General features: G+C 37.7%; 14 protein-coding genes. All 14 read left to right on the top strand.

Features of this window, described 5'->3' with window-relative positions; translation table 11 throughout:
• Window positions 1-532: 532 nt before the first annotated feature.
• The 14 genes from HP548_RS11965 to HP548_RS33070 all read left to right on the top strand — a co-directional run bounded on the left by HP548_RS11965 (window position 533) and on the right by HP548_RS33070 (window position 14,562).
• Window positions 533-1,111: a hypothetical protein gene (locus HP548_RS11965; protein WP_175381745.1), complete on the top strand. Its 579-nt coding sequence runs from the start codon at window positions 533-535 to the stop codon at window positions 1,109-1,111.
• 38 nt (window positions 1,112-1,149) lie between these two features.
• Window positions 1,150-1,503, top strand: coding sequence for a hypothetical protein (locus HP548_RS11960; RefSeq protein WP_175381744.1), 354 nt, complete (start codon window positions 1,150-1,152; stop codon window positions 1,501-1,503).
• Window positions 1,504-2,246: 743 nt separating this feature from the next.
• Window positions 2,247-2,600 carry a hypothetical protein gene (locus tag HP548_RS11955; RefSeq protein WP_175381743.1) on the top strand — a complete coding sequence of 118 codons (354 nt, stop codon included), beginning with the start codon at window positions 2,247-2,249 and terminating at the stop codon, window positions 2,598-2,600.
• 896 nt (window positions 2,601-3,496) lie between these two features.
• On the top strand, window positions 3,497-4,657 hold the full coding sequence (locus tag HP548_RS11950) for a hypothetical protein (RefSeq protein WP_175381742.1): 1,161 nt from the start codon (window positions 3,497-3,499) through the stop codon (window positions 4,655-4,657).
• Window positions 4,657-5,784, top strand: coding sequence for an endonuclease/exonuclease/phosphatase family protein (locus tag HP548_RS11945; RefSeq protein WP_175381741.1), 1,128 nt, complete (start codon window positions 4,657-4,659; stop codon window positions 5,782-5,784). Before HP548_RS11950 ends, HP548_RS11945 begins: the two co-directional genes overlap by 1 nt.
• A gap of 159 nt (window positions 5,785-5,943) precedes the next feature.
• Window positions 5,944-6,135 carry a hypothetical protein gene (locus HP548_RS11940; protein ID WP_175381740.1) on the top strand — a complete coding sequence of 64 codons (192 nt, stop codon included), beginning with the start codon at window positions 5,944-5,946 and terminating at the stop codon, window positions 6,133-6,135.
• Between the two features lie 847 nt (window positions 6,136-6,982).
• Entirely contained in the window at window positions 6,983-7,144 is a 162-nt protein-coding gene (locus HP548_RS11935; RefSeq protein ID WP_175381739.1) for a hypothetical protein, read from the top strand.
• Between the two features lie 948 nt (window positions 7,145-8,092).
• Window positions 8,093-8,827, top strand: coding sequence for a helix-turn-helix domain-containing protein (locus HP548_RS11930; protein ID WP_175381738.1), 735 nt, complete (start codon window positions 8,093-8,095; stop codon window positions 8,825-8,827).
• Between the two features lie 536 nt (window positions 8,828-9,363).
• Window positions 9,364-10,395: a nucleotidyltransferase domain-containing protein gene (locus tag HP548_RS11925; RefSeq protein WP_175381737.1), complete on the top strand. Its 1,032-nt coding sequence runs from the start codon at window positions 9,364-9,366 to the stop codon at window positions 10,393-10,395.
• Window positions 10,396-10,412: 17 nt separating this feature from the next.
• Window positions 10,413-12,224 carry a ThiF family adenylyltransferase gene (locus HP548_RS11920; protein ID WP_175381736.1) on the top strand — a complete coding sequence of 604 codons (1,812 nt, stop codon included), beginning with the start codon at window positions 10,413-10,415 and terminating at the stop codon, window positions 12,222-12,224.
• A gap of 1 nt (window position 12,225) precedes the next feature.
• Entirely contained in the window at window positions 12,226-12,738 is a 513-nt protein-coding gene (locus HP548_RS11915) for a Mov34/MPN/PAD-1 family protein (protein ID WP_175381735.1), read from the top strand.
• A gap of 19 nt (window positions 12,739-12,757) precedes the next feature.
• Window positions 12,758-13,861 carry an SAVED domain-containing protein gene (locus HP548_RS11910; RefSeq protein WP_175381734.1) on the top strand — a complete coding sequence of 368 codons (1,104 nt, stop codon included), beginning with the start codon at window positions 12,758-12,760 and terminating at the stop codon, window positions 13,859-13,861.
• A 70-nt stretch (window positions 13,862-13,931) separates the two neighbouring features.
• On the top strand, window positions 13,932-14,165 hold the full coding sequence (locus HP548_RS11905) for a hypothetical protein (protein WP_217504690.1): 234 nt from the start codon (window positions 13,932-13,934) through the stop codon (window positions 14,163-14,165).
• A gap of 130 nt (window positions 14,166-14,295) precedes the next feature.
• Window positions 14,296-14,562, top strand: coding sequence for a hypothetical protein (locus tag HP548_RS33070; RefSeq protein ID WP_217504689.1), 267 nt, complete (start codon window positions 14,296-14,298; stop codon window positions 14,560-14,562).
• The last annotated feature ends 480 nt before the right edge of the window (window positions 14,563-15,042 follow it).

The raw sequence follows: 15,042 nt of genomic DNA, 5'->3' as shown, positions 1-15,042 counted from the left end.
ATAAAGAATATCAATAATGCTGATGGAGGTAATACTATGGAAGAATTGAATTGTAGGGAAGAGATTTTAAGAGCTACTAGAGCAATTGTTTCAACTAAAGGTGAAAACCTGTTCACATCAAAGGAAGTAATAAGATTATATGAAGAGGGCGAACACACATTACTTCTAGGTGTTGCTCTAACGCAACACATCATCACAAATCTTACTATGAAGACTATCAGAGGGTACAACCAGGTCACTATAAAGTACTCAATCTGTAATACATATTCCTTGCTTGCTAGGATGTAGCAGGGGAAGGGGGAGGGATAGGTAACTGAGTAATTCTTCAAAAGGATAATTTAGCATACAAAGAATCGGGCCCTACACTTCGTAAGGAAGGGGGGATAGTCGATAATTAAACGATTAAAATTCATGCTATACTGATATCTACATAGTGAAGTTAATTACTACAGTAGGCATATGGAGGATATGAAAGAGGAACACTAGAGCAATAATAAACAAATAAGAATAAAAGGGGAGGGGAGTTATTTGGATGAAAAAAGATAATGGCCTTAATATAATGGTTTACACACTAAATAGTGGTGTTAAGGGTAAGGTTGAGCTTTCTAAAGAGCAGTCTGAAGAGTGGATTAAATGTTATAACAACAAGACAAGATTTATAACTTCCGTTGGGAAAGATATTTTCGGCTTAAATGCGTCTTTGGTAGCTGATTTTAAACTTGAACAAAACGAACAGCAAATTGAACTTGATACCGTTAACAGTTCTCAAACTGAAGAGGATTCTACAGAAGCAGAATTAGATAATGCAACACGTAACCTACTTGAACCAGATAATTCATTACCAATACCTAGGGTTACATTTAAAATTACTTGCAAATGTTCTGCTACATATTGTGCACCTTATAGAAAAACTACTACATTCTCAAAATGTAAATATTGCGGTGAACGAGTCTTTGTTGATTACTCTGCAGGAATCATTGACACTCACTTTGGTAAAGGTTTATTCATGACAAACAAGAAGTATGTTAATAGAGAATTCCCGCCTCCAGAGGGCTACGATGAGCTTGTTGACACATATGTACCTAGAGACCAATTAAATAAGTTGAAATAAATCTACATTATCATTAAAAGAATTAGGGGAGATAACGTATGACTTTAGATTCTTTTCCTCCTACTGTAAGCGTTGCAAGGTATCTTGAATATCTAAAAGAGCTTATCAAAAATGAGCTTGGATTAGATGCAGAAATTAGTTTACGAATACACTCATGGCCTTCTACAAACCGTCTAGCTCAATTAGTCATTTCAGATATGGTTGAAGGAACCAACAACTGGACCACAAAAAATGAAATTATTGACGACAAGGATGCTTTAGGAAGTATGATATACACTAGCGCTAAAAAGGGTTCTAATAAATACCACTATTCAGAGATCATTATTTACAAATCAGAACATCAAACTAAACATCGATTAGGAACCTCTCCCACGATCAACAAAAAAATATAGCTCAATCGCAAATGCACTCTTAGAAATCCGTAAAATTGTCCGTTCCCTTTATGGTGTTGACCCACGAATTGGAGTGCAAGCAAAAATCCAGAAATCTCGATCTCTTTTTAGCACCGGTTTAAATGAAGGTATCACTAAAGAAACTGCTAAAGAGATACTATTTACAATCTGTAAGGGAACCAATTGGAAATATGTCGAATCTACTTCAAGCTTTACTGAATGTTTAGAAGTGCATGGCCCTAATAATGAAATTGGAATTGCTTTTGATATCCACACCATAACATAAACATTAGATTCGTTACGTAGAATCATGAGGACTATTGGGGGGGTGGAAATCACTTAGAAAGGCAAAATACTCATTTATTTTACAACCAGTTCTTAAGATCTTTGACCAATTTGTATATATTTCTATCCAAATGGTTCATTTTCGAGAGGATTAAGAGTCGTTTTCAATAAAATATCATATAAGTTTATATAAATTGCAAAAAATACCGGGTATAATAAAATATTAGGTAATATAAATCCATATGTGTAGATATCTTATTCTTAAGTTCTCTAACATTATCTATTTTTTAAGATCCTAATAATGAAAGCGAAAGAGAATCGTCACTTAAAGGATTTATGCCACAATTTGTAGAAAAATATATATACCATGTATTAGATGATTTGGATTAAAAAGTTATCGCTCTGATATATACCATTTTAACCAGTAAATTCAGATTTCTCGATATGGAGGATGAAAAGTGACTATATTTAACGAAGAAGTAGACAACTTTTTCACAAAGTACACATTCTATGAGACAGACGCACATAGGTGTCTTCCTGAAAGGTTTAAAGTTAAATTAGAAGAAGGGCAACGCGGTTTCTGCCACGATATTGCTTTTATTGATACTGGGTTATTTGTTCAAGTGTGGATTATTCCTGGACTCGCTATAGTAGAATCAAAGAATTTAAAAGGTGGGTTTGTTCTGTGGCATGATGTTCTTCAGGAAAAAATAGATACCGTAGAGAAAGCTGATGAAATAATTGATAAGGTTATGAAGATTGCTCACAATCAAGACTCTCAAGAAGACTTGAAACAGAATAATTCTAATTGATAACTAACGGATTTGGTTGCGTACCAATATGATCCTCAGAACATGAGGTAACTGGCAATAGCGGCATTGATCTTTTCGTTTGTGGCAACTGTGAGACATGGAGTATGTCGGTCAGCGACTAGCAAGAATATGCTACATATTAACTCAAAATGTTTTGAATACAGCGACTAGTGGTCTGGCATAGATATCTCGCCAAACACAATAGTCGCTGTACTTTCTTCTAGTTTTAATTCACTTAAAATATGATAGTTGAGTACAGTGAAGGATGGATAAAATCTTGGCTTCAAGATCTCCCCTTGTAATTGGCGGTACGGTATTTCTTAAAGTTATAACCTTCAGATATAATTTTTCCAAGAAAAGGGGAGATTATGGTTAAAGAAACCCAGGATCTATTAATGAATTACTCCAAAGCATCTAAAGGTAAGCCATGATACCTTTAGAGCTGAATAGTTCAATAAATTGTGACCGTAATTACAATCGCACATGTCAGGTTATTATCTAAATGTAATGCTATCGTCCTTACACATAATATAACCCAATGGCATTTGCCTGTTATAAGTATCCTATGAAGTTTGAAAAGGGGCGAAATGTCCAATAAAACTATTATTAAATGACTAATTACAACCAACTAAACACATAAGCATAGTTCCGCGTATGAAAGCCGCCTATCAAGCGGCTTTTTTTATTCGGAAAATAAATTGAGGATACATCTATCGGATTTCTTCGTATTCTTCAGAAAAGAATAACTTAATATGCTGCTGGTTATAATAAATTCCGATATGGTCGAATTTCCCGAGTTCAATTCAATGGAAGATATTAAGATGTTTCGCCCATCTCACTTTGAACGAATTGAACAGAGCATGAGAATCTTAAATACCGAGAAATAGGAGAGAGCAATGATAAAGCCAATTGAACCGATCACTCATCCCCCGTTCAACCCAATCCACAACAAGCTCTATAATCCGTTTGAGTTACTTGAGCATTTTAATCCGGATAATGTACTGAGTTTACCTGCTACGCCCGACTTCCAGTGCTTCTTATACTTTCATCAACAAGGGGGTACAACCATCTCGGACCCCTACGCTGCGATGATGGAAGCCTTGCATGACACCTCAGTTGTGCGGGAAATGAATGCATTTCTGACAACAGAGATGCAGGCAGGACGCCGTCCAGTCGCAATCATGGGCGGGCATCGAGAGCGACGCGGCAGCAATGCATATTGCGAGGTTGCACGAATTGCTCAGAAGCTTTCTGAATCTGGTTTCATCGTTGTTAGTGGTGGCGGACCAGGCTGCATGGAAGCTACCCATCTTGGTGCACTTTTCGCGGGACGTTCAGAAGAATCACTTACATCCGCAATCAATAGGTTAGCGGAAAAACCATATGATGAATTCCCAAAAAACATGCATCACCTCATCGGTAAAGATGGAAGGACAATCAATGAAGATTTGTTAGGTGATCTCCACGCATGGATGCTTCCAGCTTGGAAAATTGCTAATGAACTTAAGGACCAACTCACGCCTCTCAATCGTAGTTTGGCATTGCCGACATGGCATTATGGTCACGAACCATTTACGCCTTTTGCAACCCATGTGGCGAAATACTTCCTAAACAGCATACGAGAAGATGTTCTCCTGACGCTTGCTTCATGCGGCATCGTTTTTTCTGAAGGGCGGGGAGGCACTATCCAAGAAGTGTTCCAAGACGCGGGCCAAGTATATTACCGCGACACAGAAAATAAAGCTCCTATTACTTCAATGTTGTTTCTTGATAGCAAGTTCTGGACAGTTCCGGAAGTCCCAGATGGTAAGGTGCACATGCCAGTGTTGGAATTGCTTCATCAACTCTTCGTAGTTAGTGGGAATATGACAGAGGAGGAATTCAAACGCTATATCAGACTCGTCGATGATGCCGATGAAGTTGTAAACATCATCATTAAAAATGCTCCTTCCGCAAGCGAAGTCGTGCATAAACTTAGAAGGTTCGGCATCAGTAATATCAATTCAGAGCTCATGGCCGAAAGGGTTGAGACTCTTGTTAGTCAAAGGAGGAAATGATGCTAAGACTTGCTTCATACAATGTAGAAAATCTCTTTGAGCGCGCGAAGATATTAAACGCTGATCAATGGATTGAAAACAGGAACTTATCTGGACGGGAAGTTTTGGAAGAATTTGCTCAACTTAACTCGCTTTTAGCCCAGCCGACTTACAGCCCATCTGATAAGATTGAAATTGTGCGCTTGTTGGAAACACTGGGGCTTAAAGAATCAGATGAGTCCACGTTTGTCGTGCTGCGGCGTAATCATGGAACACTTGTCACCAGAAGGAACGGTGAACTAAAAGTTGTTGCGAACGGTCGAGAAGATTGGATCGGCTGGATTGAGTTGACGACTGAAGCAGTTAACGAACATGCTACGCAGAACACCGCTAGAGTCATCCGAAACATTGATGCTCAAATCATGGTGGTGGTGGAGGCTGAGAACAGGCCATCACTTGTTAGGTTCAATAAACAAGTGCTTTATCCCATTGCTAATTGGTGTTTCGATCACGTACGCATAATGGATGGTAATGATCAGCGTGGTATTGATGTCGGGCTTTTTACTCGATCACCTTATATAATTGATTTCATGCGTACCCACGTTGATGAGACGGTGGCTGGGGTGCAAGTTTTTAGTCGTGATTGTGCCGAGTTTCATTTTACATTACCGAATGGACGAAAATTAGTCTTATTGGCTAATCACTTCAAGAGTAAGGGACATGGCAAGCCAACTGAGAACGACGCACTACGAAAGAAGCAAGCAAAGCGCGTTCGCGAAATCTACGATGGCCTCCGTGCCTCTAATGTGGATTTAATTGCGGTGATGGGAGACCTCAACGATAGTCCCGATCGAGATCCATTATCCCCGCTCCTAGCGGAGGGTTCAGATCTTAAAGACGCGAGTGAGATCGAGGGCTTCGATTTTGCAGGCCGGCCAGGTACTTGGGGTAACGGTGAAGCCAAAGATAAAATTGACTATATATTGATGTCACCTGCACTGTTCCAAATCGCACGGGGCGGGGGCATTTACCGTGCAGGCGTTTGGGGTGGTAAGAACGGAACCCTATTTCCACACCTTCAGGAGATCACTAACCCTGCGCAGGCTGCATCTGACCACGCAGCAATCTACGTAGATCTGGATATTTAAGCTTCCCTATGAGAAAAAACAGAAAAAAAGTAAAGTTATGAGCATTTCCTGTAATTCAATACGGGAAATGCTCTCTTAATCTTATCTGGAACAGTCTAGCTTATCAGGGGTATAATTCATAGATAGTAGATAGATATTGGAAAGAATAGGAGGCCAATCATGGTAAGAAATTTTTTGAAGATAAACATTATAGAATATAGGATGGTAAGCGATCCGAATGAAACGGATCAAGTAATGATTGATAACGGCGTTACAGATGCCCAGTTCGATAAAGCATTCAATTTATACAGAGATCTACAGAATCATGAGCTGCCTTACAACGATATTTTAAAAAAAATTGAGGCACTTTAATAAAGCACTTTCCGTGATGTACGATGATCTACGTTTCGTATTGAACGATCCACTCGATCCACTCAGGTCAAGAGCGTTCACCAGTAGCTATCAGGCAGGACGGCAATTGCGTCCATTTTGTTTATCTATAGAATGAGGGATCTCCAGTACATACCCGAAACCCTTGAGAGCTATTCAACGCCGTGAGCTGTAGCCATTTCATCGTTCAAACACGATACTCGCGGAGGAAGCAAATATATACTCTCATTGAAGTCGCATTACAGCGACTTCTTTTTATAGGTGAGCAGAAGAACAAAAATTCATTTTCAAATGTTTAAAAAAAGGGCCCTTTGCCGATAAAGAAGTGTTAGTAATTGCACTTAATGAGTTGTTAATAGGAGAAAATGCATGCTGTTCGTTAAACCAATATTTTAGGTTGATTGTTTTAATTCATTTATGAATTCTACTAAATTAGAGAGAAGGGGCAGGAATCATGCGTAAACGATTAAATATTTACATCTTAGTAATCTGTATTTGTTCAACCTTTTTTCCGGCAACACATCAAGTTCATGCTACAAATATTTCCGAAAGTAAACTAATTGAAAAATTGCAAAGTGAAGTGGACCGACTTTAGGAAGAAATGGCCAAGAAAGATGATATAGAAAAGCTACTTGAACAGGAGAGTACAACGCTTACGAAATGAAGAAGAATATTTTATATGGAGTATGTGCGTTCTACAGCGGGAAGTCTTTCGAATTGTCAAATGACAAGAACACGGTACCATTGAAGTCGCTATAATGCGGCTTTTTTATTTTATCGGAAACAGTGAATAAGACCTTAGCGTGTTATAAAAGAGGAGGAGTTAGTGATGAGTCAAAAATATGATGCTGTGAAAGCAATGCGTGAATTGCGGAGGAGAAGAAAGGAGGAAGGTAAGTGTGTATACTCCTTTTGCGATGAACCACTCGATACTAAAACGATGTGCGCAGCACACAAAGCTTTTCAAAGACAAAAAAACAAGTCCAATTAGAGAAGGGACTTTGCATTTATTGCAATGAACCGCCAAACACGGGTACGAAATGCGAGAAGCATTCGGAAAGGAGATACAAAGATTCTCCAATCCGCTCTTTCGGTCACAGGTATCCATTAGAGCGGCGTTCTAAGCTCGATCCAAATGTTATGCTCGGGGCAGATTGGAGGAAGCACAAAAGATAAGCAATTGATTGAGGCTTTGGTGATATTATAGGTGTGTCAACGTGTTTGGTCCGTAACGTCTACGTGGCTGAACATTATGACCCATGACGATATCGTGGTTGGATTAATGTCGAAGGAGTCGTTAATTAAGCGACTTTTTTATGTTATGGGTACAAGTCCTATTGTTCACTATTTTAAGAACATTTATATTTTAACGGTTATTATTTTATATTTATACTTATTCTAATTAAGAGATTTTGGTTGAAACTATTGGTTCAAAACGTGTTTTTAAAAATTATATTTGGTCTCGATAATACAAAGAAAGCAGCTGATCAAAGTAATCGGCTGCTTTTGTTTAAATCTGTCTGTTGATCTTTATCTCACTCATCACCTTGGAGGAACGTTTCAAAATCACACGTGCAGATGCGGACACCAAGGAGAATACTCCCTTAGGTGTTTTTATATTGATCTCATTGCTCAAATAATAGAGATGTCGCTCAAATATACTTCACCAGCAAGTTTTCAAATCTTTAACGAGACAGGAAACTGGTATGTATTCGGGATTGTCACGTCCATCAGTATGATTGGTAAGAAAATTAAGATAGAGAGGGATGTATGATATCTCATTTTTGTATATTTTCTTCTTAACCTATCGCCAGATGGCTTTTATTGTTCTATGAAAAAGATAATAATGTTATGAATTTTTGATTTGACAATATTCTAAATATACATGTATATTTAGAATATTCATAAAATATAATCGTATTTGAAAGGATGTTATTTAATGGTTATTGGTCCTTATCTCAGACAGAAACGGATTTTAGCAGGCTATAGAACCCAAGAAGCTCTTTCACACTCAACATATCTAGCACAGGGATATATAAGTCGGGTAGAGTCTTCAGATACCTTTCCTAATGATGAAACGTTAATGATTTATGCTATTGCACTTGATTTAAGCTATGAAGAAGTCTTTACCCAAGCGCAGCGGTTTACTGATGAATATAAGTCGGAAATTCTTCAACAAGAGGTAGTTGATAAAAAGTTGTTTGAAATAACAAAATCTATTATTTATAAGATTTTGAAAAGTGACTCAAATGAGTTACAAGCAAAATTTCTCATTACGATTTTTGGCGAAGCGGGTTATGGGGTACGAAGTGCGACGAATAGCCGATTTGAAAAGTCTAGAAATCAATTCAGTATAGACCTCACAAATGGTCATGCTCTCAAAGAAGACACTTACGAGTATGTTTCACGATGTGAGGCCACACGGATGTTTTATTCATTGTCTCGAAATTATGCTAAGAATTACCGAGCATTGCTACTTGAGAGATTAAACGAATTTAACGAAGATGAGAAACCTGATTCTGAGGCTGTATTGAAAAGTATAATTGAGTTAACCGATGATTCTTTTGTGTTTAGCATTCATGGTAAGCAATTAACACCAAAGGAAATCCACTCATTGATTGAACATCATTTAACTGCCAGAAGGATTGATGAATTGTTCCCAAGTGGGGAATAACTTCTTTCTAATGATCGTAAAAAAGCTTTTGAAAACATCCAATTGTCGCGGAACAAGAACATTGTTCCATTCAAAGTCGCTATTATAGCGGCTTTTTTTGTTTTAAGGGACCAAGTTCTTGTCCTAAGCTAAGGACACTAGGCGACGATACAATAGTTTTGACTAACGCTTTGAAATATCTAGGGAAGAAAAAATGTATTGTCTGAAGAGATTGAAGAGAGTAAATAATTCAAATGAAAAGGCACCTTTTCATTTGAATTTGATTGGAAATTACAACAAGGAAAATATCAACATATAGTATTATATAATTACGATAAATACTACATAAGCTAAAATAAGATCAAGTGTTCTCAAAAAAACTATTGACTTTTTCCAAATTCAGGATTACGATTGTATAGCAAATTGATCCATGGTAATGATTAGTCAATTCCTATTACTCTTCACAGCAAGGACAGATCGGTAATTAGAGATTTGTCTACTTTTTATAATTTGCTCAAATAATGAATATATATGACAGCGTGAGAGGATGAAGTTTTATGCCGCATAATCAGAGCCAATTTGAGGGTTTTCATGATGCAATTAAACTAAGCGAAGAGTCTACCATCTTAAAGGAAAAAAGAGATATCATTATCGAACGTCTATCGGAAAAAATGCCAACAGCTGCTAATTCCTATACAACATTTAATCAAGGTAGCTATGCGATGAAAACTGGTATTAAACCTTTAGACGGAGAAAGTTACGACATTGACCTAGGACTTTATTTTAAAATGTCAAAGGAAGATGCGAATCCTCTTGAGGCAAAAACTTGGGTCTATGATGCACTTGTGGGTCACACAAATAACGTCGTAATGAAAACCCCCTGTGTAACTGTTACATATGCTGCTGGGTATCATGTTGATGTAACAACATATGCATCAGAGAATAATGATGGAAAGGTGTATTTAGCAAAAAGCAAGTTAGGAAGTACTCTAGAAAATCAAAGTTGGGATGAATCAAACCCTAAAGATTTAATTGAAGAGATTAGAGAAAGATATTCGGACCAAGAAGACAGAAAACAATTCCGTAGGATTGTTCGTTATCTTAAACGTTGGAAAGATGTTCAATTCAAAGGAACTACCTATGGTAAGCCTACTGGTATTGCTCTAACCTCCATTGTGTATCATAATATGCAAGTTAAAACAGAGATTGTAGACTTTTTTTCTGGAGAAAAAAAATATCGTGACAGTGAAGCTCTTATCCACCTTATCTCTACGTTTCTTTCAACTTTCACCACTAAATGGGAGATTGAAGACGGGGAGATTGTTCAATATCCATATGTTGAAGTAAAGTTACCAGTTGCTCCTTACCCTAATTTGCTGGAAAAAATGACCCTAAAACAAATTAAAGCATTCAAAGAGAAGTTAGAGAAACTTCTTGCTTGCCTTATTGAGGCAAGAGATGAAGTCGACAGTGCAGATGGGGCAACTATGCTAAAAAAACAATTTGGTAACGACTTCCCTGTGCCTTCCAAAGATCCTGGGCAAAGAGCTGCAATTCCAGCTATCATTCCATCAACAGAGTCAGCGTAAGAGAAGAGGGATTTGTTGTGAACATACTTGATGAGACTATAGATTATATCAAGAGATATGGCCAAACTATTGTAGAAGAGATAACATTGATTCCCGAATCTTCCCTTAAACAGTACCAACGTAACATAAAATATGCATTTCGAATTCAAATTGAAATATTAGAAGGACCGGCTACTCTTGTAGTCGGTTTACCTTTTGATTTCCCTTCCTCGCTGCCTCACTTCTACGATTCTCAACAGCAATTTGGTTTTATCCCCCATCTTGAAAATGATAGGTTTATCTGTTTTACACAGAACGAAAATTTAGTCATAGATGAAAGGTATCCTGGTAAAGTCGTCTTAGATTGTTTAGAAAAAGTAATCTCCGTCCTTGAAACCGGGGAAACGACGTCTGAAAATCATGATTTTCTTGAGGAATTTGAGGTATACTGGGCAAGAAACTGTATCCGAGAAGCACACACAATTGTTAACGAAAATAATGGGACAGTACGCGAGTTGGACATATATATGATGCCCAAAGACGGTATCACCTACTATATTTGCGAGAAAAATTATAAAGCAGAACCCTATATGCAAACAACATTTCATTTATCCAAAGAGGAATTAATCAAGAGAAGATGCATTTATATCCCTCTTAAAAATGGAACATTCACCTTACCACCAAGCCGGGGCCGATTTTGGAGCTTTAAGGATTCAAAGAATTTTATAATGAATAATCTTGATTCAAAAAACAAAAATATTTTATTGAAGCTGCTAGGTAATACCCCAAAAAGTAACAGTAATTATGACTATTTCTGCCTAGGGTTACCTATCGATACCGAGAAAAAGGCAATGTTCGGCATGACATTAAATTATCCAGAAGGTATGGTTCGTAAAGGAAAAAAAACAGTACATCCTTTTGTTCAATGTCCAGTGAAAATAGAAGTGCAACCATTTAATATTTGTAGACACCAAAAAGAATTCTTACTCCAAAGAACTGGGGGAGATACGGGTTTCACTAACAACAACGCTGTCGTTGTTGGCGTAGGCGCTATTGGGAGTTTAGTTGCAACGGGATTAGCAAAAGCCGGTTTTCAAAAGATAACTCTTATCGACCATGACTTTCTTGATGTAGAAAACATATATCGCCATGAACTTGGGTTTGACCAGGTGTTTGATAAGAATGAATCTAAAAAACTCATCAATCAATTTAAAGTTGAAGCCTTAAAAAGGGAATTCGAACGTAAATATCCTTTCACGGAAATAGTTACTATCCCAAAAAGAATAAATACAGTACTCACTGAAAACCTAATTGATTGGAGTACGGTTAACTATGTTATTGTCTGTATCGGTGCGCCAAACGTAGAAATGTCTATTAATAGGTATATGCACAAACTAGATAACTCCCCTCCCGTTATTTATTCTTGGGTTGAGCCCTTTGGGATAGGAGGGCATGTCCTTGTCACTCTAAATAAAGAGAAACATGGCTGCTATCAGTGCCTATTCCGACCTCTTAGTAATGAAGAACCAATAAGAAATCTATCCTCTTTTGCAAAACCCGGCCAGTCATTTACTAAATCGCTTGGTGGATGTGGTACCTACTTTACTCCATATAGCTTTCTTGATAGTGAAGAGACAGCAAATAAAGTGCTACGTACTATTTACCAAGTTTCTCGGGGGCAGATACAAGGAAACCCAATATTATCTTGGAAAGGGGATTCAGCCTCCTTTGTAGAACGTGGCTTTCGGGTAAGTAGTAGATATGAAATGTCTGAGGAAACATTGACGAAAAATAAATTACTTTATCATGATCCTAACTGTCCTGTCTGTTCTAAAAAGGAGTCACATTAAGATGTCAAAGGCTATATTTCCTTTACCCTTACCTGATAATCGTAAAATTAAGATAAGTGATGACGTACTACAAATGCTGTTTTCCTTTACTCAAGATCATAAGAATTCCCCGGAATCCGGGGGTATTTTAATTGGAAGAGTACTTGATTGTAATGCTCATATAGTAGTAGACCATGCATCACGACCTATGGAGAGCGATATTCAAACGAGACACCGTTTTGTTAGAAAGGCTGCTGAGCACCAGGAGTTTTTTAATCAGATCTGGGAAAGTAGTGAAGGCAGATGTTTCTATTTTGGCGAATGGCACACACATCCTGAAACACATCCAACTCCTTCTGCTATCGACAAGCGTGAATGGAGAAAATTATTAGAAAAATCTATACAGGATCAAAATCAATTGTTCTTTATCATTGTTGGTACTACAGAGCTAGTTGTATGGTATGGACAAAGACAAGCGAACAAAGATACTTTCCTTAAAATTGGGTCATATAAACGGAACGAAATTCAATACTAATATCAATGGAGGTGTTGTAATGACTAGAAGAAATCTTTCATCTGCGGAAAATTACCATTTATGGATGGTGAGCGGGGGGATTTGTACATTCGAAGGATGTAATGAAAGATTAGTTGTTAATACGAAAGGGAAACTGACAAATTCAGGTATTAAAGCACATATCATTGGTCATAAAAAGGGGGCAGCTCGGCACGAGTATGCAGAAGAATTTGAGTACTCTGATGGCAACTTGGAAGATATCTCTAATTTAATGCTAATGTGTTATACACATTCTAAGCTAATTGATGATCCTCACACAAGAGACTCATTTCCACCAACTTTATTGTTTGATATGAAGAGCAAACATGAAGAATGGGTAAGAAGTTGGACTGATGAGAAGAAGAAGAGTCTTGCTATTGTTCATAAGAGGCTCGGCCCACCACTTACGACATTACCGTTAACCGAACACTCTCCTAATATCATGCTTGAAGCTATTGAAAGTCAAGTTGAATTCACTAATTTCTCTCCTGATGGTTGGGAGCAAGGAAAAGCTGATAACGAGAAACTCTACGCAAAGTTTGTTACTCGAATCAATAAAGGAAAGTACGATGTAGCTGAAGTTTATGCTATTTCTCCAATCCCCCTTTTAATTCATTTAGGGAAACTAATTTCAGACACTGTTCCTTTAACAGTATACCAATATGATAGAGAAGGAGGCTTCTGGGTTAACAAAGCACCGGATAAAGCTTTGTTAGAAGATTTGAAGCCTACTACGTCATTCACAGATAAGGATTCTAATGAGTTGGTTGTAACAATTTCGGTTAGTGATACGATTACAGACGAGGATGTTCATGCAATTTTGGGAGAAAACCAGGATCGATATGACATTTTGATTGAGAATCCTCATGTAAAACGATTACTTTATTTTGAGCAAGTACAGCAAATTCAAAAGCTTTTTAAGGATAATGTTGAAGCCTTCCACCGTCAAAAAAAGTATAAATTAATTCATTTATTGTATAGTGGACCGGCCGGGTTGGCCATTGAACTTGGACGGAGCATTAATGAAAATATGTGGCCAGAAGTAGTGGTGTACGAATTTAAGTATCGAGGGGCTCCACGCTATCAAAAAGCTTTAAATATTTAAATATGAAATGACACTGTTGCTTTATCGAATGGGGACGTTTCCATTTCCATCACTCCAAGAATTATGACTCGTGTTGCCAGTCGTTGAATATCGACAATTTGCGGACGAAGAAGAAGCATGGCCTCCACCTGCAAGTGTCATTGATAAAATATCAGGAGAATATCTGATTTATCATAAGGGAGAGATGAGACCTTCTAATAGCAAAGAATACAAAGGATTAGAGATTGCTGCTGTCTGGGAAGCTCATCATATTGTTGATAGAATAATGGGAGATGATAAGTGGCACCGAGATCCGAATAGATAGTGTAAAGTGCATCACTAGATGCAGATTACTCTGATGAAAATAAAGCTAAGGATCATTTCCTAACAGGCGCTCCTTAGCTTTATTGTTAGAGGACAAGAACAAGTGTAGAAGAGCCCGCAAAAAGGGGCTGATGGGTAGTGACGCTACTGACACCAAAACACATGTCGAGGGACAAGAACATATTCCCAATGAAGTCGCTATTTTAGCGGCTTTTTATTTTATCGGTACAAGTTCTTGTCCCGAGCCAAGGACAAGAACTTGTACCGATTGCCGGAATGGACAAGAACATAGTCCGATTACCGTATTGGACAAGAACATGTTCCTGTTGCCGATTAGGCGTGTATCTAATCGTCATCTTGCCCTTCAATTCATTAAACTAACTGGCAGGTTATACTAACGGTAGAGCGTACTGAGAGGGATTTCAATCTTAAAGTGGCATTATTGTTGAGCGTGTAAGAGTAGATGGGAACGTAATCGTTCTGAATTTAACGGCGAAGATATTGCCGATTTGCGCAGTTGACAAACTTGGCATCCGTCCAAGGTATTTCCATCTTAGTAATTAGGCAAAAGCCAGTCGATTCTTGAAAGGAGGATCAATTCTATCCAATCTTAGGCGGGCATTGCAAGATTATCTCAGAATTAATAAAGTGTCTAAACCTTTGAAAGATAAGGTTATTGTTATATCGATACCAGAAATCTAAAGGTTATTTGAGCTCCTAACAGTATAGCGTTGATAAGTCTTCTTTTATTGAATTCTAAAGATAATTTAATTCTCGAAAATGGTAACCATATATTTATTTATCAGATATTGTATGATATGATACTTAGGAAAATAGTACCAGTCGGAGGGTGTAAATCGTGAAAAAAAAGTTGCTGG

The organism is Paenibacillus taichungensis (genome assembly GCF_013359905.1).
Taxonomy (GTDB): Bacteria; Bacillota; Bacilli; order Paenibacillales; family Paenibacillaceae; genus Paenibacillus; species Paenibacillus taichungensis.
This window is presented reverse-complemented; position numbering and strand designations above follow the sequence as displayed.